The 22,454-nt window shown below is 34.8% G+C and carries 22 protein-coding genes and 1 pseudogene; all 23 read left to right on the forward strand.

Annotated elements, in window-relative coordinates:
* Window positions 1–279: 279 nt before the first annotated feature.
* Window positions 280–626, forward strand: a pseudogene (locus DD829_RS24220) (transposase); the annotation flags it as partial.
* Window positions 627–969: 343 nt separating this feature from the next.
* Window positions 970–1,764: a hypothetical protein gene (locus DD829_RS18180; RefSeq protein WP_108408600.1), complete on the forward strand. Its 795-nt coding sequence runs from the start codon at window positions 970–972 to the stop codon at window positions 1,762–1,764.
* Window positions 1,765–1,828: 64 nt separating this feature from the next.
* Complete coding sequence (locus tag DD829_RS18185; protein ID WP_108408599.1) at window positions 1,829–2,185, forward strand: hypothetical protein; 357 nt, start codon at window positions 1,829–1,831, stop codon at window positions 2,183–2,185.
* Window positions 2,175–3,647, forward strand: a complete 1,473-nt coding sequence (locus tag DD829_RS18190) for a relaxase/mobilization nuclease domain-containing protein (protein WP_108408598.1) — start codon at window positions 2,175–2,177, stop codon at window positions 3,645–3,647. Before DD829_RS18185 ends, DD829_RS18190 begins: the two co-directional genes overlap by 11 nt.
* A gap of 65 nt (window positions 3,648–3,712) precedes the next feature.
* Window positions 3,713–4,420, forward strand: a complete 708-nt coding sequence (locus tag DD829_RS18195; protein WP_108408597.1) for a ParA family protein — start codon at window positions 3,713–3,715, stop codon at window positions 4,418–4,420.
* Window positions 4,421–4,442: 22 nt separating this feature from the next.
* Window positions 4,443–5,036 carry a hypothetical protein gene (locus DD829_RS18200; RefSeq protein WP_108408596.1) on the forward strand — a complete coding sequence of 198 codons (594 nt, stop codon included), beginning with the start codon at window positions 4,443–4,445 and terminating at the stop codon, window positions 5,034–5,036.
* A 135-nt stretch (window positions 5,037–5,171) separates the two neighbouring features.
* Window positions 5,172–5,492: a DUF4134 domain-containing protein gene (locus DD829_RS18205; protein ID WP_410493824.1), complete on the forward strand. Its 321-nt coding sequence runs from the start codon at window positions 5,172–5,174 to the stop codon at window positions 5,490–5,492.
* A 1-nt stretch (window position 5,493) separates the two neighbouring features.
* Window positions 5,494–5,808, forward strand: a complete 315-nt coding sequence (locus DD829_RS18210) for a DUF4133 domain-containing protein (protein WP_108408594.1) — start codon at window positions 5,494–5,496, stop codon at window positions 5,806–5,808.
* Window positions 5,780–8,854 (forward strand): TraG family conjugative transposon ATPase, encoded by a 3,075-nt coding sequence (locus DD829_RS18215; RefSeq protein WP_108408593.1) that lies wholly within the window; start codon window positions 5,780–5,782, stop codon window positions 8,852–8,854. The genes DD829_RS18210 and DD829_RS18215 overlap by 29 nt, the downstream gene beginning before the upstream one ends.
* Window positions 8,841–9,494, forward strand: coding sequence for a hypothetical protein (locus DD829_RS18220; protein WP_108408603.1), 654 nt, complete (start codon window positions 8,841–8,843; stop codon window positions 9,492–9,494). The genes DD829_RS18215 and DD829_RS18220 overlap by 14 nt, the downstream gene beginning before the upstream one ends.
* Window positions 9,495–9,503: 9 nt before the next feature.
* Entirely contained in the window at window positions 9,504–10,190 is a 687-nt protein-coding gene (locus tag DD829_RS18225; RefSeq protein WP_108408592.1) for a hypothetical protein, read from the forward strand.
* 2 nt (window positions 10,191–10,192) lie between these two features.
* Window positions 10,193–10,858 (forward strand): hypothetical protein, encoded by a 666-nt coding sequence (locus DD829_RS18230; protein ID WP_108408591.1) that lies wholly within the window; start codon window positions 10,193–10,195, stop codon window positions 10,856–10,858.
* A gap of 6 nt (window positions 10,859–10,864) precedes the next feature.
* Complete coding sequence (locus DD829_RS18235; protein WP_108408590.1) at window positions 10,865–11,695, forward strand: hypothetical protein; 831 nt, start codon at window positions 10,865–10,867, stop codon at window positions 11,693–11,695.
* A gap of 1 nt (window position 11,696) precedes the next feature.
* Window positions 11,697–12,944 carry a hypothetical protein gene (locus DD829_RS18240; RefSeq protein ID WP_108408589.1) on the forward strand — a complete coding sequence of 416 codons (1,248 nt, stop codon included), beginning with the start codon at window positions 11,697–11,699 and terminating at the stop codon, window positions 12,942–12,944.
* A gap of 23 nt (window positions 12,945–12,967) precedes the next feature.
* Window positions 12,968–13,582 (forward strand): conjugative transposon protein TraK, encoded by a 615-nt coding sequence (gene traK / locus DD829_RS18245; protein ID WP_108408588.1) that lies wholly within the window; start codon window positions 12,968–12,970, stop codon window positions 13,580–13,582.
* A 2-nt stretch (window positions 13,583–13,584) separates the two neighbouring features.
* Window positions 13,585–13,938 (forward strand): hypothetical protein, encoded by a 354-nt coding sequence (locus DD829_RS18250; RefSeq protein ID WP_108408587.1) that lies wholly within the window; start codon window positions 13,585–13,587, stop codon window positions 13,936–13,938.
* 33 nt (window positions 13,939–13,971) lie between these two features.
* A complete protein-coding gene (traM, locus tag DD829_RS18255) occupies window positions 13,972–15,180 on the forward strand; it encodes a conjugative transposon protein TraM (RefSeq protein ID WP_108408586.1) in 1,209 nt (402 codons plus the stop codon).
* A 6-nt stretch (window positions 15,181–15,186) separates the two neighbouring features.
* Window positions 15,187–16,056 carry a DUF4138 domain-containing protein gene (locus DD829_RS18260; protein ID WP_108408585.1) on the forward strand — a complete coding sequence of 290 codons (870 nt, stop codon included), beginning with the start codon at window positions 15,187–15,189 and terminating at the stop codon, window positions 16,054–16,056.
* An 11-nt stretch (window positions 16,057–16,067) separates the two neighbouring features.
* Entirely contained in the window at window positions 16,068–16,424 is a 357-nt protein-coding gene (locus DD829_RS18265; protein ID WP_123906922.1) for a hypothetical protein, read from the forward strand.
* Complete coding sequence (locus tag DD829_RS18270; RefSeq protein ID WP_108408583.1) at window positions 16,424–18,415, forward strand: type IV secretion system DNA-binding domain-containing protein; 1,992 nt, start codon at window positions 16,424–16,426, stop codon at window positions 18,413–18,415. Before DD829_RS18265 ends, DD829_RS18270 begins: the two co-directional genes overlap by 1 nt.
* 1 nt (window position 18,416) lies before the next feature.
* Entirely contained in the window at window positions 18,417–19,298 is an 882-nt protein-coding gene (locus DD829_RS18275) for a M23 family metallopeptidase (RefSeq protein WP_108408602.1), read from the forward strand.
* On the forward strand, window positions 19,288–20,001 hold the full coding sequence (locus DD829_RS18280) for a hypothetical protein (protein ID WP_108408582.1): 714 nt from the start codon (window positions 19,288–19,290) through the stop codon (window positions 19,999–20,001). The genes DD829_RS18275 and DD829_RS18280 overlap by 11 nt, the downstream gene beginning before the upstream one ends.
* 16 nt (window positions 20,002–20,017) lie before the next feature.
* A complete protein-coding gene (locus DD829_RS24225) occupies window positions 20,018–22,405 on the forward strand; it encodes a hypothetical protein (protein ID WP_228408241.1) in 2,388 nt (795 codons plus the stop codon).
* Window positions 22,406–22,454: the final 49 nt, after the last annotated feature.

Genomic DNA, 22,454 nt, shown 5'->3' on the forward strand with positions numbered 1-22,454 from the left:
GGGATGGGATATTTTTTTGGTTTAGCAACTCTAATTTCCTAATCCCTTTTTTTATTTCAAATAAAAAATATAATTTTTGCAAAAGTCAAGATGACTTCATTTTTTAAAATCGGAAGCTACAAGGAATAATTGTAATATTGAAGATTTGGAGCTTAGTGATAATAATGATATGTACGAAATTCAATGGTAGTTATAGTTTTGGATTATTCTTTGGAGGATCAGTGGACGGTTACCATTACCCCTTTCGATTAAAAAGTAAAGTTTACGTTTATGTGGGTTATAAAGCATCAAATGAATAACTGTACTTTAATCGGTGACAGAGGTTATTTATCAACTCAAGTACAAACTGACTTATTCAATTATGCGAATATAAAATTGGATACACCTATGAAATGCAACCAAACTATCAAAAACAAAAATATATTTTTAGAAAATCAAGAAAGCGGATAGAGACTTTATTTTCTCAACTTTGGGATCAATTTAAAATCAGAAATAACTACGCAAAATCATTTATTGCCTTTAAAACAAGGATATTGAGTAAAATAACTGCTCTAACTTTCATCCAGTTTGTAAATGTTTTTGTTTTCAATAAAAAAATGAATAATATTAAAATAGCATTAGTTTAATATTGCACTATGGGTTGTTACAATTATTGAAAAGTGAGATGCCCTTTTTTCGCAGTAACTTTTTGTAATTTAAACCATTCACTTAAAAGCTAATACTAACAATGATTCAGGTGCCGCCTCCTAAATTTTAGATAATAATAGTTTTCAATAAGGATTCTTTTTGCTAAAAACTGCTGCTTGTATTGAAAGTGATATTCCAGATTAGCCCAATTCATTCTTTTTTAATCTTTCAAAAATCCAGACTAATCCAGATTGTTCTTATTTAGCCCAAACCCTTTGAACACTATTGTTTTAGAAGGTTTTAACGCTCAATTTTGTCTCAGAAATTTTAATCAAAATACATATGAGCAAATTGACTTATTTCTTGTTACTCTTAATAACTATTTCAATCGAGGGACAAGTCGGTATCAATACCCAAACTCCGGAGACTACGTTGGAAGTTATAGGAAAACCTAATGATCTCACTCATTATGACGGAATCATTCCTCCCCGCATTACAGGAAACCAGCTTGCAGCAAAAACATATTCTTCAGCGAAGAAGGGAGCAGTAGTCTTTATAACATCTACGCCAACCAATTTATTAGGACAGGTCATTCAGGTTACAGAACCGGGATTATATTGTTTTGACGGTAATCTATGGCAAGGACTTTCAAAAGTAAAACAGCCTGTTGAATACAGAATTTTATTGACGTTTGAGCACAACAGTACTGCGGGTCTTGCTGCAATTTCCACCTGGTCTGCTCCGGTTAATTATTCCGGAAATACCAATGCCTATTTAACAGCTTCTAAATATTATACCATTGGAAGTAAAAATTTTGGTGGATTGAAAGGATTCATATCATTTAGAAAAATTCACGGGATTGTCAATATAAAATTTCAGATCTATAGATCTAATGATTCAGCACCTATTTCTGGTGATGCCTTTATCAATATTCATGATATATACGGTGACATGGGATATATTCCCAATCAAATTTTTTTCCTGCATCCTGAGAATTCAACACTACTTATTCCGGCATTGTTGGAGAATTATGCCATACAAATTCCTCAAGCATCTTTAGGGGCATTGTCCACATTATCCTACACGTACGGAGAGGTTCAAGGCTACTCAAATTGGATTAAACCCTATTTACCGTAGTAATACTTGTCAAAATAAAAGCAAAAAATTAGTGAGCTTATCCTAAAAAATCAAATAAAAAAAGATGGGAAAAGAAAGGCTGATTATCATAAGAATTGGAAAAGATCAAAAAGAGAATTGGAAAAAAATATGTTCCAAAAAACAAATTTCTCTGACAAGTTTAATCATCGACTCTGTTGAGAACAGAATTTTAAATGATGAAAGGAGAAAAATATTAGCGTTCATTGAAAAGCAAGATAACATCTTCGGAAAAATTGAAAACAACATCAATCAGGTTGCAAAAATTGTAAATGGTCAAAAGTTTATCAGCGAAAAAGAACTCAATAATTTTTCAATTCAGCTTAATGAAATAGCAGATTTGAAAAAACAACAAAATGAAGTTTTTATAAAAATCTATTCATTAATCGCCAATGATCATTAAGATTTTAGGTTCTTCAAGTTCAGATTTTCACGGGGTAAAATACAACGATAAAAAAGTAGAGAAAGGAACCGGGGAATTAATGCTGATGAAAAATTTCCCCTCCTTCATCAATGAAACTAGCAACCAGGAACAAGTCAGGGATTATTTAAAATCTGTTTCTAAAAATGAAAAAGTAAAAAAACCTCAATTCCACGCTGTAATTTCTACGAAGTTTCAGGAGCATAGTAAAGAAGAACTGACAAAGGTTGCGGAGAATTTTATGGATGAAATGGGTTATGGCGGACAACCTTTCATTGTGATTTTCCATAAGGATACAGACAATAATCACGTCCATCTGGTTTCTACTCGGGTTGATAAAAAGACAGGGAAAAAGATCAATGACAGTTATGAAAGGCTTAAAGCCCAAAAAGCATTAAGCAATACTTTAGAAAAATTATATGGAATCAAATCGGAAGAGGAATTAAATAAATTATTGAGTTATAAAACAAGTTCTCTTCATCAGCTGGAAACTTTACTCGAAAGAAGCGGCTTTAAGCTGATAAAAAATAAACAAGATGAAAATGCTTTGGATGTTCTGAAAAACGGAGTCATACAGCAAACAATTTCAGGAAATCAGATTGTTTTTGATAATCATAAAAATGACAGCAGGTCGAGACAAATTAAGGCTATTTTGAATAAATACAAGGAAATGTATTCCAACAAGGTTTTCAAAGTGGAAGACAACCGGAAGCAGATTTCAATGTTGCCACAAGATAAATTGCCAGATAAAGAGATTCATTCAAAATTAAAAATTGATTTTGAAAGTGAACTTCAAAAAAAGCTGAAAGATGTTTTCGGGATAGATATCGTGTTTCATCACAAAGAAGGCAATAAACCTTTTGGTTACACTGCGATAGACCATAAAACACAAAAGGTATATAAAGGAAGTGACCTGCTGAAAATGAACGAAGTATTTGACTTCACTTCTGACACACTGGATAAGAAGACTTTTGAAATCCTGAAAGATTATAACATTCCGAATGAGGAATCAAAAAAAATATTACTGAATTTTTTAAATAAAAAATATCCGGAATTAGAGATTAAGGATTTTATGCTGTTCGAAAACCGGGGCAAAAAAGATTTGGAAACCTACCGAAAAGTTCAGATTGAAGTCAAGGATTTCATCAGAAATGCAAACCGAAATAATGATAAAAATATTTCAATAACCAAAGGTGAAGACGGAAAGCTATATGCTGTTCATATGCGATTCCATTACATCGGAGAGCTTCAATCATTAATTGGAGAAAAAGAATTTCAAAAATTTCTGAATCCGATTCAATCAAATGAAACCCGAACTGAAAATACAGAAAAATCTGAATTAAATAAAGCGGTAAACGAAATGTTGTTTGAATGGATGAAAAGTTCGGGAACTGCAAAAGATCCTGCTGAAAAAGAACTCAAAAAACGAAGAAAAAGCCGGTAGCACCGGCAGGCAATCAATTTAACATATAAACAACAACCATCAACCGACAACTAAAAACCAATCGTATGATCATCACTTTTGCCACACAAAAAGGAGGAACCGGAAAAACGACATTAGCCATTGCTTTTGCCAATTACATTTCCGCCATATCAGAAAGGAAACTCAGTGTTTTCGATTTTGATTATCAGAAATCATTCTACTACAAATGGAAAGAAGATGAAGTACTGGATGTTCCAAAATTGTATGATGTAGAAATTATCGACGAAGATAATGAACAGCCTTTTTCAGACTTTGAGACCCTCATTAATCTGAAAGAAAGCGAGGAGATCAATCTCTTTGATCTGGCAGGAACACTTGATGCAAAATATAGTGATTTGCTGATATACAGTGATTTTATCGTAACACCTTTTGAGTATTCCGATGTTTCTGTAAAATCGACCTTGGTCTTCATCAATATGTTGGGACTACTGGAAAGTGAGGCCGAAAGAATATTTATCCGTTCCAAATATGATAAAGGGTACAAGTATCTGAATCAGGAAGCAATGGACATTGAGCTTGCAAAATATGGAATGTTGCTGCCAAGTCCTGTTTTTAAAAGAAACTGTCTACAAACTATTAATACCAGAAGCCTGATAGGCAAGCAAAAATATGCAGTAGAACATACATTCGATGAACTTATAAAATATATCAATGAAACCTCAAAAATCAAAATACAAATGATTAAAAAGAAGGAAAAAATCAAAGATTCAATACCAACAAACGACAACGATTGACTGACAACTAAATCAATAAAAAATGATAAAAATCTCACTTGCCATATTGGCTGTTTATCTGATGTATTATGCAGGTAATATCTTATACGATCTGTTCCTCAAAAAAGAAAAAGAAACCTATAAAGCAGAGACGGAGGAATTTTCTTTATCCGAAATCTCCGAACAGTACGAAGATCTTACTAAAAATGTCGGGATTGAAGATGTAGAAAATCTCAACACCCCAAAATCGTTTAGTAAAAATCAAATCCATTCCGAATTCGCTGAAGGAAAAGAAGAAAGACAGGATTTGGAGTATTTGAGAGAACAATTTGAATCTGAACAAGATTTGGATGAGTTGGACAATCCATCAATCAAGGATTTTACAGAAATTGAAAACCAACCTTATCCTGAAAAAGCTGAATCAAGCGAAGAGTATCTTAACCAGAGCGAAAAAATACCAAACGAAAAGGAAAGCCAGAAACCTGACGAAGTGATTCAGCAAAACCCAATTACAGTCAACACGGATCAGGAAACTGCCAGAATAAAAGAATGGAAGACAATGCTTAATCTTTCCGAAACCCTGGTTCAATTGGTTGCAAACTACAATGGATATAAAGTTTATCAATCCATTATGTAGTTAGCCAACTTAAACAAAATCTAACGTACTGATTATTAGACTTAACAGCGGATTTCCATCCGTTGTCCGGGACTTCTATGCCCAAAATTTAACATCTACTTTATTATTAACCCTTTATAAAATTTTTGAATTATGATGAAAAATTTCTTCACAAAAAACGTGACAACAAAAAAAGTTCTAACCCTGGCCTTGGTGATTATGGCGATAACCCCCTCATTTGCTCAAGGAGGAGCAACCGCAATCTCGAATGCAGCAAGTGATATCAGAGATTATTGGGATCCCGTTAAGCTTATTCTAAAAGCAGTTGGAGGATTGGTCGGTTTCATTGGAGGTCTTAGGGTTTACAATAAATGGACGAATGGCGATCAGGATGTCAACAAAGAAATCCTTGGTTATGGAGGAGCGATGATTTTCTTAATTGTAGTTCCGGAATTCGTAACAGCATTCTTTGCCTAATATGGGATTCTATCTCTACAAGGGGCTGAAAAAGCCTCTTGTATTCTTCGGACTCAAGGGGAAATACATCTTTTACGCGGTCGGTGTTATCGGAGGAGGAGTAATTTCAGCATTGGTATTATCCAAATTCGGGTTACTGGGTTCATTACTTGGTCTTGCAGTCACTGCGGGAGGTGTTTATTTCATCTTCAAAAGACAGGACAAATATGGTTTGTATGACAAAACCAAAAATTTCAATCAGATTTTAATCTTCCCTAAAAGGTTGAACAACAAAAGATTTTTGCAAAATGGCACAGACAAAAAAACAAGCATTTAGCATTCCATTTATCGGATATGATTATGCAAAAGATTCGGGTTGGGATTTCGATGTTCTTTTCGGACAATACGGAAACCCTATCATCGGAATCAAGATAAAAAATATTGTAGAACAATATTCCGCAGATCCGGATACTTATCTCAATTTTCACACGGTCTTAAATCAGGTAGTATCGATTATTGGAGAAGGAAGAATTGTTCAAAAATTAGATATTTTTTCTAAGAAAAGATATACCGCAGAACAATCCAACCAATTTCTACAACAGAAATATTCAGAACATTTTGATGGAAGGCTTTTTAAAACTATTGAAACGGTGCTTTTCTTCACGGATATTATTGATGACAAGCTGAAAAAGAAAAACAAACACTATCAATTTTCAGAAAAAAGCTATAAAGAACTTAGAGACAAATGCCAAAAAGTATTGATGCTTTTGAAGCAAAGTGATTGTGAACCTCAGTTTTTATTCGAAAAAGATTTAGAGTATTACATTTCCGGCGTTTTGTCGATGCAGTTTTCCGAATCTCCAACTTTTGATAATATAAAAAGCACCTACGAATTTTTACAAATAGGAAATCGGTTTGTGAAAAACATTTCTTATGTAGATGTAGAAAACATTGATTTACCCTCAGAAATTGAACCTTACTCTATTCTTGGAGGAAACGGTGCCGCAGCTGAAACGGCGGTGGATAATTTTAGTTTCATCAATGAACTGGAAGACTACGAAACGATTGTTTATAATCAGATTATTACCATTCCGCCACAAGCACAACAACAAAGGGAGCTCGATAAGAAAAAGAAAAAACACGAAGGAGCAGCCAACAATTCTCCATCGAATGCGATTATCGCAGAAGAAATTCAGACTTTGCTTCATAATATAGCCATTGATGGGCAACTCGTTGTTAATGCCCATTTTTCCATTCTTTTTTCAGCACATACATTGGAAAAAATGGAAAATATTCAATCGATGATAGAAAACAAGCTATTTACGAAAGGAATCATTGTTTCTAAAAATGCCTACAACCAGTTGGAACTCTTTCGGTCAGCGATTCCCGGCAACGGAACCGAACTCAGGGAATACGATCTATTTATGACGACAAGCGAAGCGGCCTTGTGTTTTTTTTTTAAAGAAAGTTACCCCGTCAATGAAGAATCCAATTTTTACCTAAGATTTACCGACAGACAAGGCGTTCCGCTAAAAGTTGACCCTTCGGATCTGCCGATGAAAACAGGAAGAATAAACAACAGGAATAAATTTGTTTTAGGACCCAGCGGGTCGGGCAAGAGTTTTTTAATGAATAATATCATCGAACAGTATCTCACGTATAATTATGATGTAGTTATTGTTGATACGGGAGATTCTTATTCGGGGACCTGCAAATATAAAGGAGGAAGATACATTCAATACACCGAGGAAAAGCCGATTACAATGAATCCTTTTTTGATGGATAAAAAGGAATTTAATATCGAGAAAATTGAATTTTTAACCAATTTGATTTTCCTGATTTGGCAAGGTCCAGATGCTGCAATGTCATCCGCACAAAAATCTATTTTAGATAATGTATTGATGTCCTATTATCACGGGTATTTCAACTCGGGAAAACCGTGGTATGAACATAAAACTTCTGAAGAACTCATTTTATATCTGAGTAAGTACAACATTCACGAAGATGATCTATTCACAGAATATGAAAATGAAGCCAAAGGGCAGCATACTTATTATGATATTTTAGGAATTACTTTCGATGCCAGTTCTGATGAAATAAAAGAAGCCGGAAGAAAATTGTTGAAATTTTATCACCCCGATAAGAACATCAATAATCCGGAATATGAAAGTGAAAATTTCTATAAAGTGTATGAAGCTTATGACACACTAAACGACGAAGAAAGAAGGAAAATATACAATGAGACCCAGCTAATTTTAATCAAGTCGAATGACATTATCAAGCAACCCGGATCATCTGAAGAATGGAATGAATCTTTTAGAAAAGCCATTATCAGAAAAATTAAAGAATTAGAAGAAAAGCTAATTATAACAGAGCTTTCATTCAATGGCTTCTATGATTATTGTGACAAATTTCTTCCTATTTACTTAAATAATAAGAAGCACCATATCATAGAAAAGGAGTTTAATCTGCGCACATTCTTATTTGTACTGAGAGATTTCTACAAAGGCGGAAGGTACGGAACTACCTTAAATGAAAGTGCTGACAATACACTTTTTGATGAACCATTCATCGTTTTTGAAATTGACAATGTAAAAGATAACCCGAAGCTGTTTCCGATTGTAACGCTCATTATTATGGACACATTCATTCAGAAAATGAGGTTAAGAAAAGACCGTAGAAAAGCCCTAATAATTGAGGAAGCCTGGAAGGCAATTGCGAGTAAATTGATGGGAGGATATATTTTATATCTCTATAAAACGGTAAGGAAATTTTGGGGAGAAGCCGTTGTGGTAACGCAGGAATTGGATGATATTATTGGAAATGCGGTGGTAAAAGATTCCATCATCAATAATTCGGATACGTTCATTTTGCTTGACCAGACGAAATTCAAAGACAATTTTGACCGCATAGCGGCTTTATTATCCCTAAATAAGGTTGAACAGAACAAGATTTTCACCATCAATAATCTGAATAACAAATTCGGGAGAAGTCGTTTTAAAGAATTTTACCTGAAACGAGGCTCAAAAGGAGAAGTCTACGGAAATGAAGTGGCCTTGGAGCAATATCTCACCTATACCACAGAAAAACCGGAGAAGTCTGCTGTCGAATATTATGTTCAGAAATACGGAAACTATGATGAAGCTCTGATAAAAATTGTAAACGATTTAAAAATCTTCGGAGACAGTCTTGAAAACCTGGTATCACTCGTGAATTTATACCAAAATCCTTTAGATGATAAAATAAATTCTTTTTACAGAATGATGAAAAAAAAGTACAAAGGGAAAAATATTTTTAAAATGATTTCACAGGAATTGGAAGACCGTCAAACCAGTTTTTCAGAATTAGTTAACAACAAACAATATGAATATGAAAAAGTTTAGCATTCTGTTTTTAGGATTTGGAAGTTTGCTGTATGCTCAAAACACCTACATAGACCCAACGGTAACGGCAGCGATGATTCTCTATTCTGAAAATCTAAAAGCCAAGCAAAATGAAGTCATTGAAGAAACTTCAAAATTAAAAGATGCGCAAACCTGGGTCGGAACACAGATGGTTGCAGCTAATGACATTCAGAATAAAATTTTAAAAGGTTTGAAAGAAGTTTCCGGTACCCTACAGAATGGAATTCAGGCACAGGAAATCTACTCTGAACTCAATAAATGTTATAATTATTCATCCCAAATTGTGCAATTAGCATCAGAACATCCGGAGTATGCCATTTTTGGGGTAAAAGCTTCACAAAAAACATATGAACAAAGTTTAAAGATCGTGACCGATGTTTCTGATATTCTCGCATCCGGAGAACTTAATCTTGCTACCGCAGGAGACCGATACAAAATCCTGCATAATATTTCCGGTAATGTCAAAAATCTGAAACTATGGCTTTTGGCGATTAAATTAAGACTGGAAAAAGCCAACAGATTAGGGTTTTGGAATTCCATTAATCCATTTGCAGGATACATTAATACCGATAAAGGTATTGTTGAAAACATAATGAACAAATACAAACGGAATTTTTAAGACCAAAAGATGAAAAAGAAAATTGTTGTCAGTTTGCTTATTCCTGTAGTTTATTTTGTGTTGACATCTTCCGGTGGCGGTTCTACACCGGCTTGGCAACAGGAAAATGTATCATTTCCGATGATGGATATAGAAATTAATGCCACAATGAAAGAACACGACAGGCAAAAAGAAATGCGGCAAAAACAGATCGCTAATGCTACCGTAGAAACCGCCAATAGAACCCAGTGGAACAGTTTCAAAGACAAAATTACAAAGATACAGGACAGGCTTCGGATTGTTTCATTTTCCATTCAAGCCATACCGACAGGAATTGCAATGAGCAGGGAAATAACAAAAATAACAAACAATCAAACCGCTATTATCAATGAAATAAGTGATGCTCCTTATTCAATTATAGCCGTTTTGCCTTCTCAGGTTCAGTTTGTTGATGACTTACAAATGGTAACACGGTTAGTAATGGGGATCGTAATTTCTTACGGAGCCATCAACCAAATGGAAAAGTCGGAACGTAAAATTTTATTGGATTATGCTTTGGGCGAAGTAAAGGCAATAAGCAGAAATTCTACGCATATGCTTCTGAAGATAAGAGATATTAAAGCCAGAGTAAACCGTAACAAAAGAGCCTTTCAATATTATGTCAACAGAGACAAGCAAGTGGTGGAAAACATCATGGATAACATCAAATCCTTTTAGAAATGAAGAAAATAGTAACCATTGGAATGTTGGTGTTTTCAGGAATCACTTTTAATAGCCAGCAAATAGTTATCAACGACAAACTTCTGTCACAGATCACCGTAAATCACGGCGTTCGATTAGGAAGTGAGCAAACTTTTCTGGATTCCTATGAAAAGCAAAAGGAATTGTATGATGATATCAACAATAAAATCACGCAGATCATAGCGATTCAGGAATACATCTATCAACAACTGAAAAATGTCAATTCAGCCCTCACCCAGAGTAAGAAGCTCATGTACCTCTATCAATATTTGGGTAAAATCGTGGCGAACTCCAACAAAATGCTGGATTTATCCGCACAACATCCTGAATATGCCGTCTTGGTTTCAAAGTATTATGTTGAAATAGGCAAGCAGACGATGAAGCTTCAGCAGGAAGTTACCCAGGATATTCTCAATGAAGACAAAGATTTTCTGATGGATGCAATGGATAGAGAAATGCTGATTGAAAAGATCTTTACCCGTGTCAGAAATATCAATGGGAACATTCTGTACATCAATCTACGGTTAGAGAATGCCAAGAAAATCCCTTATCTGTATCAGGTTCCTGTGCTAAGAAATTACATCAATATAGACAGAGCCATTGTTGGCGATATCATTCAAAAATACAAATACATCTTTAATTAAAAAACTATGGAAAATTTATTTAAAAAAGGAAAATTTTTCCTCTTGTTATTTATTATAACAAATGTTTTCGGACAGATTAGTGTAAAGAGATTAAACGACCCTTCCATCGTTGCCCAGCATAAAAGAATGACCTTCGAAAGTTGGGGGGATTGGAGACCTTATCCAAAATATTTTTTAGGCATTCAAACCAATTTTGCCTACGCTACGGTTTGGGGAATTTGGGCTCCAAAAATTAACAGGGATTATAAAGATGGCGAAGACATTCGACCATTAAAACCGACAGGAGTTCAAAATCAAAGATTCGCTCAGTTAAAATTTCAGGAGGAAGAAGCAAAAAAGATAAAAGCAGCTTCAGATACCATTCATAAAAGAAGTGTTCAGGATTTTGCCCATTGGACTTCTGCTACCGTTGATGCAGACCCACTTTGGTTGCTTTACTACAAAAGAATGCTAAAACCCATTACCGAATTCCCCGATACGCCTCAAAATTTTTTAGAATGGCGACTGAAAGACCATCAAACTTTTGAAACATTGAGTAGAACAGGAACCATCAGAAGACTTCAGGAAGAGTTGGATCTCATCAAAGAAAAGTACGCAATGTCCAGAAGTATGGATATGCCAAGAGGAAAACGATTCATTATGTACCACGAAACCCTTATCAAATGGAGAAAATTTGTTCAGGAATTAAGGAAGCACAATAATAAGACGACACTTCTTTTGGACTACAAGAATATTCTGAAAAACCATTCAAATTATGCATTACCAACTGCGTGGACACCCACATCAGACCAGCAAATTGTTCAAAATATGATGCAACACTATAAACACAGATATTAAAATGAATAAAATACTGACTTTATCTTTTTGCTTATTAGCAATTCTTTTACCTGTAATGGGTTTCGCCCAAACAGACAGCGATTATAGCAATTTACTCCAATTTTTAAAGGGAGATGGCGCCTTTGAGAAGTGGTTTATGGAGGTTTTTACAAAACTGGACAACAGTGTACAAGATAGTGCCGCCGGTTCCGCTTTGGTAGGAAAAGCAATTGGAGGTTTAGGCGCTTTAATGTACCTTGGATATATGGGTTGGCAAATGGCAGCTGGAGACCGGGAATGGGAAATTACCCCGATGCTGAAACCAATTCTTATAGGATTTACCCTTGTTTACTGGAGCGGATTTGTCAGTATGATTCAGGCACCATTTGAGGCTATTGCCGAACCTGGAATCTCAATTTTCAGTGAGATCGAATCGGAAGTCAATGATTTACGGGTCGAGAGATTTAAAAAGCAGCAACAATTGCTGGATGCCGTCATCAAATTAAAAGCGGAAGAAGATGCCAAACAGGAAGTCATTGAGAATACCACTGAAGATGCCGATGACTCGTGGTTTGACATCAGCGAGGGATTGGATAAACTCATTCAGCCCATTAAGGAATGGCAGCTCAGAATGCAATTCCAGATGCAAAAATTAGCCGCAGAACTCATAGAATTTGTCTGCCTTTCCATTCTTCGGATTTGTGTTTATCTTATTTTCTTCATTCAAAAAATATGGTCTTACATACTAATAATATTAGGGCCGATAGCCGTAGGAATGGCTCTTATTCCCGGATTTGAAAATTCATTGTATAGTTGGGTATCCAAATTCATCAATATCAATCTATACACTTTTGTTGCCTATACCATTATCAACATCGGCCAGCAACTCATCGCTTCCGGTTACGAGATGGAAATAGAAAGATACGACACCTTATTATCAAACGGAACGATCACCAACTTAGACGCTTTGATGGTCTATGTGAGTAATTCCGGCATGATCTACAACCAGCTTTTTACCTGTGTTGCTTATGTTGTGACAGGAATCGGAGTTCTAATGACCCCAACCATTGCAGACAGTATAGTTTCAGCCGGAGGAGCAGGAGCGATGACCAAAATGAAAAATGCGGCAGGAAAAATGGCGAGTAGTGCAAAAACAGCAATCTTGGCTGCCAAAACTGGAGGTGCTTCTGTAGCAGCAGCTACAGCAAAAAGTGCAGCAGCAGGTTCAGCATCGGGAAGAGTTCAAGGAGCGATGAAAAACGGAAAATAATCTCAAAAAAATACCACAACAAAATGCTTATTAAAAACATAGAACAAAGAATCAAGATCAATAAAACGATTTCACTGGCAACCATTGCTTTTGCAGTTTTCATCGTCATTGCCGGATTTTTCTTTGCTTACAGAATGATCGAAGATTCCAGAAAATCAATTTACATTTTGGACAATGGCGTTCCGGTTCTTGCCAAGCAAACGGATGTACTGCTGAACCGACCTGTTGAATACAAAGCACAAATAGAACTTTTCCACCGGTTATTTTTCACACTTGCTCCGGATGACACTTATATCAAAGATAATATCCAAAAATCATTGTATCTCATTGATGACAGCGGAAAAAAAGAATATACCAACTTAAAGGAAAAAGGTTTTTACAATCAAATAATAGCCTCCAGTTCAATGGTAAGTATTCATACTGATTCAATCACGCTTAGTATGGAACAAAAGAAATTCTCTTTTTTCGGGAAACAGATGATTACAAGAAAATCATCCGTCATTACCAGAAAGCTCATCACCGAAGGTTTCTTTGAAGATATCATTAGAAGCCCCAACAATCCTCACGGCGTAATTCTTAAAAACTGGCGAATCATCAATAACGAAGAGCTGTCAAATCAAAACAAAAACTCTTACTAGAAATGAATACTACATTAAAACAAAAGGGACAAAAATGGCTACAATGGGCAGTTCATAATCCGAAGAAATTCTTCATGTATTCAATGATTCTACTGTCTGTTTCATTTATAGGATCACTCATTCAAGACATATTTTTTCCTTCCGAAACGGCATTTAAAATAAGACCACCGGTTCTCTATTCTAAAAGCAAGAACGCTCAAAACCAAACGGTGAACAACGATAAGGAAATGGAAAAAATAGTGGGAGAACTGAAAACTTTAAAAATAAAAAGAGATGAAAATTCTCTGAAAAAAGAGGACAGCCTACGAATTGACTACTTGTTTAACCAATACCAAAAATTAAAAAATGGCCGGTAGCACCGGAGGCAATTTATATAAAAATCAAAGTAAATGAAAAAAATAAATTTTAAAGAAAAAAAATATGTTTTGCCTCTTTTGGCTCTGCCATTTCTTTTTCTTTTCGGCTACATAGGAGCGCAGTTTGTCAAAGAAGACACTTCTGAAAAAGATCAACCAAAAGAATTGTCCCTGTCACTAGGCGAAACCAAAGATTCCATTATGACGAAAAATGATGCTTACGATGAATTCTTTAAAAAGGATGACAACAGAACAATGCTGGATGGTTTGGACAAGGAAGAAGACAGTTTATTAAACTATGATGACCAATTGTCACTAGACCAAAAAAGAAAAATTGACTCACTAAAAGCAGTCAATGGCAGACAAGCTCAATTCCAGGCAAAAGGAAATCAATCATCGTATTACAAGCCAAATCAAACACAAAAAGATGACAAAGATTACAACAGGTCTTCGGAAATCATCAAAATGTTGAATGACAAATCTTACGGAAACCAAGAAGATAAATACGTTGATACACCTAAAGAAAAGACACAAAGTGTCCAACCAGACCCTGTAAAATACCTGAAAGAACAAATGCTGGTGATGGATTCTTTAGAAAAATCACGTGACCCTGAGTATCAAAGTAAACTCGCCGCAGAACAGAAACTCAAATCAAATAAAGAAAAAATGGAAGATTTTCTTAATTCAACTTTCAATGTCAGCAAATCCGGTATTAACAGTGGGTTCAATGCTTTCTATAAGGAGAAAGAAAATAGCTTTATCAAAGCGGTCATTGACGAAAATAACAAAGGATTTTTGGGAAGCAGGATCAGATTCCGTCTATTGGAAGACATCTTTGTTGGAAACAAAAAAATAAGCAAAGGTTCCATTTTATATGGTCAAATCTCAGGATTTTCCATGCAACGGGTCAATCTCAATATTGTATCGGTCTTTACGAAAGGAGAAATCTATCCTGTGAATCTCTCCATTTATGATGTGGATGGGATGAAAGGATTATACGTTCCGCAAAGCGTTTTCAGAGATATGATTCGGGAAATGGGAAGTAACTCCGTACAGGGTACGCAGATGGATATGGGCGGAAAAGGATTTTTCTCAAGTATCGGAACCAGCCTGTTTACTTCTACCTCTAAATCCATTGCCAATCTCATCAAAGAGAACAAGGCAAAACTAAAATACAATTCATATGTGTTTTTAATCGACGAAAAACAACTGAAAAATTCACAAAACCAACAAAAAAAATAAAAAAAAATGAAAGTTACTTTATATATCCTTTTACTATTGGCTGCAAACTTATTTACTGCACAAACAGCAACCAAAGAACAGATCATTTCCGACTTACCGGAGATTGAAATTACAGAAGGCATCAACCTTCATATTATTTCGCCGGAACCCATTCAATACGTCGATTTATCTACGGAAAAACTTACGGGAGATTTACCCACTACCAATATTGCCAGGATAAAAATCACCGATAATCATGATTCTGACGAGAAGGGAAAAATTAAAATGCCTACTGCATTTTCCAATGGAACTCAAATTGGAATTATTACGGTTGTTGCTCAGTCTTTCATCGCACAGTACAAAGTAGTTTACAGAAATCAAGACAATCTAAATACGATTACCAATATTCACATACAACCCGAAGCGATGCAGCCCATAGAATTTGATAAAATGGTTTTTTCTAATCTTGAACTGAGAAAATTTGCGATGGATATTATTCAGAAAAAATCTGAGAAGAATCCGATTAGGGAAGAGGAAAACCTAAAACTAAGCTTTCAACTCAATAATGTCTATGTGATAAGTGATTATATTTTTTTAGATATGACCATCAAAAATAATTCTAATCTGAGCTACGATATTGAGGATTTGAAATTTTCCTTAGAAGACAAAAAAATTCACAAAGCAACCAACAACCAAAGTGTAGATCTGACTCCCATTTTGCAACTGAATCCTCAAAAACATTTCAGGAAAAATTTCAGAAACATTTATGTTTTCAAAAAATTTACTTACCCAAACAGTAAGGTAATGATGATTCGCCTCATTGAAGAGCAACCCTCTGGAAGAACCATAGAAATGAAGGTCAATTATTCTGAAATTCTCAAAGCTGATACATTTTAATTATTAATACAATGGAAAATTTTTCAATGATACTGTGCTTCGTACTCATGCTAGTCATATTTACCTACCAATGTGTTTTGATGATCATTTTTGATAAAAAGCGAAAAGGGCTCAAAAATGACTATGAAAAGCTATTAAACCTTAAAGATTGGTATGAGAAAATATCTGAAGAGGCAAGCCGCTCATCCATGATGGAGAGGGTCGATATAAAAGGACAAGAATTAATTAATCAATTGGATCTGCTGAATGCCAAGCTTATTAAAATACAGGAAAAGCATAACAATTTGCAGGAAAATCAACAGAAGCTACACGATAGTTTACTAGAAGAACACAAATTACTGAATCAATATTTCGAAAACTATTCATAATGCAAGAACAACAACATCAAATAAAGATCTATGGCTTTCTGCAAAAAGCAGTGTATGCGGTCGTTGCATTAGATTGTGCTTCGCTTTTTTATCTGAATGCCGATGTTCCGGTTCTCTCCAACTTATTGAGAAATTTTTCAAAGCTGAGTTTTATTTATCCTCCTGTCAATGCCAAATTCGCAACATTGATTTTGATAGGATTAGTGGCTATCGGAACAAAGGCAAAGAAAAAGAAAGATCTCAATATTAGTACAGAAATTATCGTCCCTATGATTTTAGGATTGCTGATGATTTTCTCTTCGTTGGTGTGGCAAAATGAGGCAGGAAATGCAAAACTTCCAAAAGTATTTCCAGGCTTCAATCTCTATCAGGTAATTTATGCTGTTCTTTCTTTTTTAGGAGCCGTTATTCTTCAAATGGGTGCAGACAGTATTTCAAAGCTGATGCAGCAGAAAATGGGAAAAGACCGCTGGAATGTTGAAGAAGAATCTTTCGATCAAAATCAGGAATTAGTGAACACTGATACTTCGATTAACATTCCTTATATCTTCAGATATAACAATAAGACATATGAAGGGTATATTAATATTGATCCTTTTAGAGGAACGATGGTCATCGGAACACCAGGTTCCGGGAAGTCGTTTGGTGTCATTAATCCTGCCATCAGACAGATGATAGCCAAAGGTTTCTGTCTCTGCATCTACGATTTTAAATTTCCCGATCTAGCACAAATTGCATACTACCATTATTTGTTGAAAAAAAGTAAGGAATCAGATTATCATTACAATTTCCACGTCATTAATCTAAACGAGGTTGAAAAATCAAAACGGGTAAATCCGTTTCATAAAAAATACATCCAAACTTTAGCAGAAGCTCAGGAAATGGCAGAATCAATGGTGTCATCTTTACAAAAAGGAGGTTCGAGTTCCGGAGGGGGTTCTGAGGCTTTCTTTACCCAATCTGCGATAAATTTCCTTTCGTCCTGCATCTATTTCTTTGCAACATTCGAAAATGGAAAGTATTCTGATCTGCCTCATATTCTTTCTTTTATGAATAGAAGCTATAAAGAAATTTTCGATACTCTTTTTACCAATGAAGAAATTTTCTCTTTGCTTTCACCCTTCAAAACGGCTTATGACAACAAGGCTTTTGACCAATTGGAAGGACAAGTTGGAACACTCAAGATTTTCCTTTCAAGATTGGCGACCAAAGAGAGCTTTTGGGTGTTTTCCGGTGATGAAGTGGAATTGAAGATAACCGACAGAGATAATCCGTCAATTATTATTCTGGCATCAGACCCGGGGACACAAGACATTAATTCGGCGCTTTATTCTTCAGTATTAAACAGGACTTTAAGATTAATCAACTCCAAACACAATTTACCCGGAGGAATTATCGCAGACGAATTTCCAACGATTTACATTCATAAAATTGATAACATCGTAGCAACTGCAAGAAGCAATAAAGTTGCTGTAATGCTTGGATTACAAGAAATTCCGCAACTCAGACAGTTCTACAAAAAAGAAGTTGCTGATACGATTTCTGCCATTGTTGGAAATATTCTTTCCGGATCTGCCAGGGACAAAAATACACTCGACTGGTTAGAAAAACTATTTGGGAAAATTAAACAGAAGTCATACTCACAATCCATTTCCCAGCAAGGGACGACCACCAGTATTAATGAAAAAATGGACAATATGATTCCGGCAGGAAAGATAGCAGCTCTGAAAACCGGAGAAATGGTAGGAATGATCGCACGGGGAGAAGAAAGCGCTGCTGAGGAATATAAAACGTCTGCAATTAGGGGTAAAATTAATTTGGATATGAAAGCCATTCAAGAGGAAGAAAGCAACTACGTGAAAATGCCTTCTTATTACTCTTTTGTTGATAAAAAAGGGGTTAACCGCAAAGAAGAAGTGTTGATGACCAACTTTAGAAAGATCAATAAAGAAGTGGAACTCATTGTGAATGAAAATATTAAAGCTGCATAAAATGAAAAAACTAAAACTAAAATACACATTGACCTTGATGATACTATTTTTCAGTTACTTATCATTTGCGCAATTCAACACTATTACACCAACAGTACCGAAAAAATCTGAAAATCCAAAAGCATCTGAGAAATCGAATATCGAAGAGTCTTTAAAACAAAAAAAGGATAAGAAATTTTGGAAACAAGTTTTAAATATCACCACAAAATCGGATTTAAAAAATGAAACCGAAGGTTCGACGAAGTGGTTAACGAGTCAAATAGATTCCTTGAAAACTTTAATTAAAGAATATAGCAGTGTAAAAAAGGTAAGAAAAAATGAGTTTGAAAAATTGAAAGATTCTTTGCTCCTGCTAACGCAGCGTAAACTGGAAGAGAAAAAGCAATCATCAACAAAACTAAACTCATTGGCTACTTATGATTTTGTAAAAGAACCAACAGCATCTTTTTCAAAAATTGTAATGCCCCTTAAAAACAAAATTACAGTTACATCTTCTTATGGAACAAGAACACATCCTATTTTCAGAACAAAAAAAATGCACAATGGCATCGACCTAAAAGCCGGTTATGAAAATGTGTATTCTGTAATGGATGGAGTCATTACTTCGGCCGGATGGGATTCTAAAGGCGGTGGAAATTTTATAAAAGTAAAACATTTTGACCGTTTCGAAACCTCGTACCTACATCTCTCAGAAATATATTATCGAGCCGGAGAACAAGTAAAAGCCGGCTTTATCATTGGGAAAAGTGGGAATACCGGAAACTCTACGGGACCACATTTGCATTTTTCGGTAAAAGAATTCGGACAAAGCATCAATCCTTCTCATTTTTTAAACGACCTCATAAAAGTAAACAATTTAATAGCAAACCATTATGAATACTAACACTTTACCCACAGACGAATTAAAGAAATACGGAATTATTAATGAAGATAATTCTTTCTCTAAAAAGCTAAATACAGAGGATATTCAGAAATTTTTACAAGGATATACCATCGTTGCAGATCACGACAAAAACAGGGCGACTTTTCAGCTTACTGATAATAATACTAATCTGAAAGTCATCTTTTTAGAAAGAGACAAAAGTATTTCTGAAATCCTCGAAAACAGTAAAAACAACATTCAATACACCGATGTATGGAACCCTTCAAATAAATTGCCACCGGAGCTTCCGGCGCTTGAGAAAAAAGCCTTTGTTTTTGATAAAGAAACGGGTAAAGTAGTTGAATTTGATTTCATTAAAAATGCAAGAGAACTCACCGCAATTATCGCTGATACAAAAAATGCAGAGGAGCTCAATCGTTACAAAACGGAACTTCTAAAACTAAAATCTTTCCTGCAAGATAAAATTGACCAATTCCCCGAAATGGCAAAAGAAATTACCAATGATTTGAACATCGTTTCTAAAGAAATAGGTACGGTTGATAGAATTTTCGAAAAGCAAAATCATTCTCAAAAACAGGAGAAATCAGATATTCAATTGAATGTGAACGACCCTGATGTCTATCAGGATGCTAATCGCATTAAAGAGGAGGAAAGCCAAGAGCAGGACGAGGAGATACAAAAGTCAAGAGGATTTAGAAGGTAATTAAGAACCTGAAAAAATGGAAAATGAACTAACCTGGATGGATAGGAATATTACTCCAAGAACCGGAGCCTATAAAAATTTTGTAAAAGAAATGGAAAGTATGTCACCTGAACATTTTTTTAGGGACGGAGAGCGGAAGTTTACCGATAGAGAGAAAAAGTTTATGGCAATTTATCAATCTAAGGGAAAAGAATTTATTCAAGGTTCAAATTTTACATTGAAAACATTTTTTAATTCAAATCAGGATTTTCCTATTGAGGATAAATTTAATAATCCCTCTGAATTAGTCAGATTCATTGAAAAGCAGCAGCTAAACAATAAAGTGTTGATTCTACATAATGCAATGAAATTTACTGAAACAATTATTGACAGCGAAGCAACGAAGCATAAAGTACTTTCTGATTTCTGGGCTCAGGAACTGGAAACAAAAACTGATTTAAGCTCCGGATTAACCAGTACACAAATTGACGAACGTCAGGCTTTTCATTACCGCAATTATGAGCGTGAAGCTAAAATGTTAGGGATAGATGTTACTCCTTTTGAGGAAATAGGAATTAAAGCATTGGCTGATAAATTACAAAATCATTACGAAATAAATGAAGAACCGACTTGGAATTTTTCTAATCCTGATGGGTTAGAAGTTTTAAAAGCGGCAATAGAAGTCTCTAATATGAGAGAAGAAGTGAAAAATGCAATATTTAACTACTTACAAACTTTTCCCCCAATGCTTCCAGAAAGACAAGATTATTACGACGGTAGTTACGATCAAGGTGAGAGTGATTATGAAAGAGCTCTGGAAAATTATAAAACTAAGAAAGAGCCTGAGTATATTGATAAAATTGCGTCACTAGAAAAAGTTCTCGCTGAAAATAATATTGCGATCGATAAATTACCTGTATTGGAAGAACTTGAAGCTCATGAATTTAAATATTTGGTATACGAGTTAGAAAAATATTTTCTTAAAGAAATCCAAAATATTATACCCGAAAAACGTGGTGTTTCTACTACGGAAAGAAATCTAGTTAATACAGAGAAAAGTAAAGCATATATAGAATCTCCACGTGAAGAATTTCATCTCAATATCAGTGAAATTAAGAATAAACCAAGAGATCAGCAAAAATTAATGATTCCTGACTTCCTAAATGGAAGTTTCTTATCAGATAATCAAATGGAAAACTTAATTTCAGGGAAGGAGGTTACTTTTTTAGATAAGTACGATGACTTAGATCAAATGTTGCAACTCAAAGACGATGGGAGAATTTCATACTTCTATCCAAGTGGGGAAACTGGCTATTTATTGAATAAAGATGTAGAATTCAGTAATGCAAGAATTGATGGACTTGCAAAAGAAGCTTTACAAAATCCTCTTTATCTGCAAAACTTTGATTACACTACTCAGGACATAGTCAATAAGTATATCTACGAAAATACCAGATACTTTCCAATTTTCGAAAAAGATATTGCCATAGCATATGAACCTAAAATAAGGCAAGATATTGATATATCTACACAATATGTCAATGATGCTAAAACTAATTTAGAGAAAAAAAATGGGGATCTATCTATTAACCAAATAAAAAACCTCGCTAATTCCCTAGCCGCAAACATTACATTTTTTAAAAATAATATTAACAATCAAAATCCAAACATTATGGAAACACAAAAAGAATTCGATCAGGTTCAATACCTAAAAGACCAGTTAAAATACCTCGGCTTCGGAGAGGGAGAAAAGCTTCACAAAGATCTGGAGAAAGGAATTAAATCTGTCAAACAACAATTTGAAATTCAAACGACTTCCGACAAAGCACTGCTAGAAAACAAGGTAGATTTTATATTAAAATTCAACAAAACCGAAAGCGGAGGCGTTTTTCTCAATTCGTACAACGCAAAATTAACCAATGAAAAGGGCGAAGAAATTTCTCATAATTTTCCGGTAAACAGGGAAAATACATTTACCGCTAAAGAGGCAGTCAATCTTTTGGAAGGCCGTGCCGTGAAAATAGAATTTCAAAATCCCAAAACCGAACAGATGGAGCCTGCATTTGTCAAATTCAATTTCAGTGAGCCAAAAACTGAAAAAGGAAATTATAATTTCCAGAATTTTTACAAAAATTACGGTGTGGATACTGGTAATATCGTAGAAAAATCCAACCTGATCTTCGATAAGCCGGAATACAAAGAAAATACCATCAAATCTCTTGAAAAAGGAAATATTGTCAAAGTCAAATTTGAATTGGAGGATAAAGTGATAGAAGGCAAAGCGGTGCTGAATCCTCAATACAAAAATTTGAATCTCTACGATTCTGATATGAACAGGATCAATACCAATAAGCCTTTAGAAGGTTTGGAACAAGATAACAAGCACGAAAAAAACAATGTAAAAGAGCAGAGTATTAAGCGATAGATAAGACATATAATCATTCATTTATTTCCTAGCGGTAACCCAAATTATT

Origin of the sequence: Chryseobacterium sp. HMWF035 (assembly GCF_003094695.1) — a bacterium.
GTDB classification, from domain to species: Bacteria; Bacteroidota; Bacteroidia; order Flavobacteriales; family Weeksellaceae; genus Chryseobacterium; species Chryseobacterium gambrini.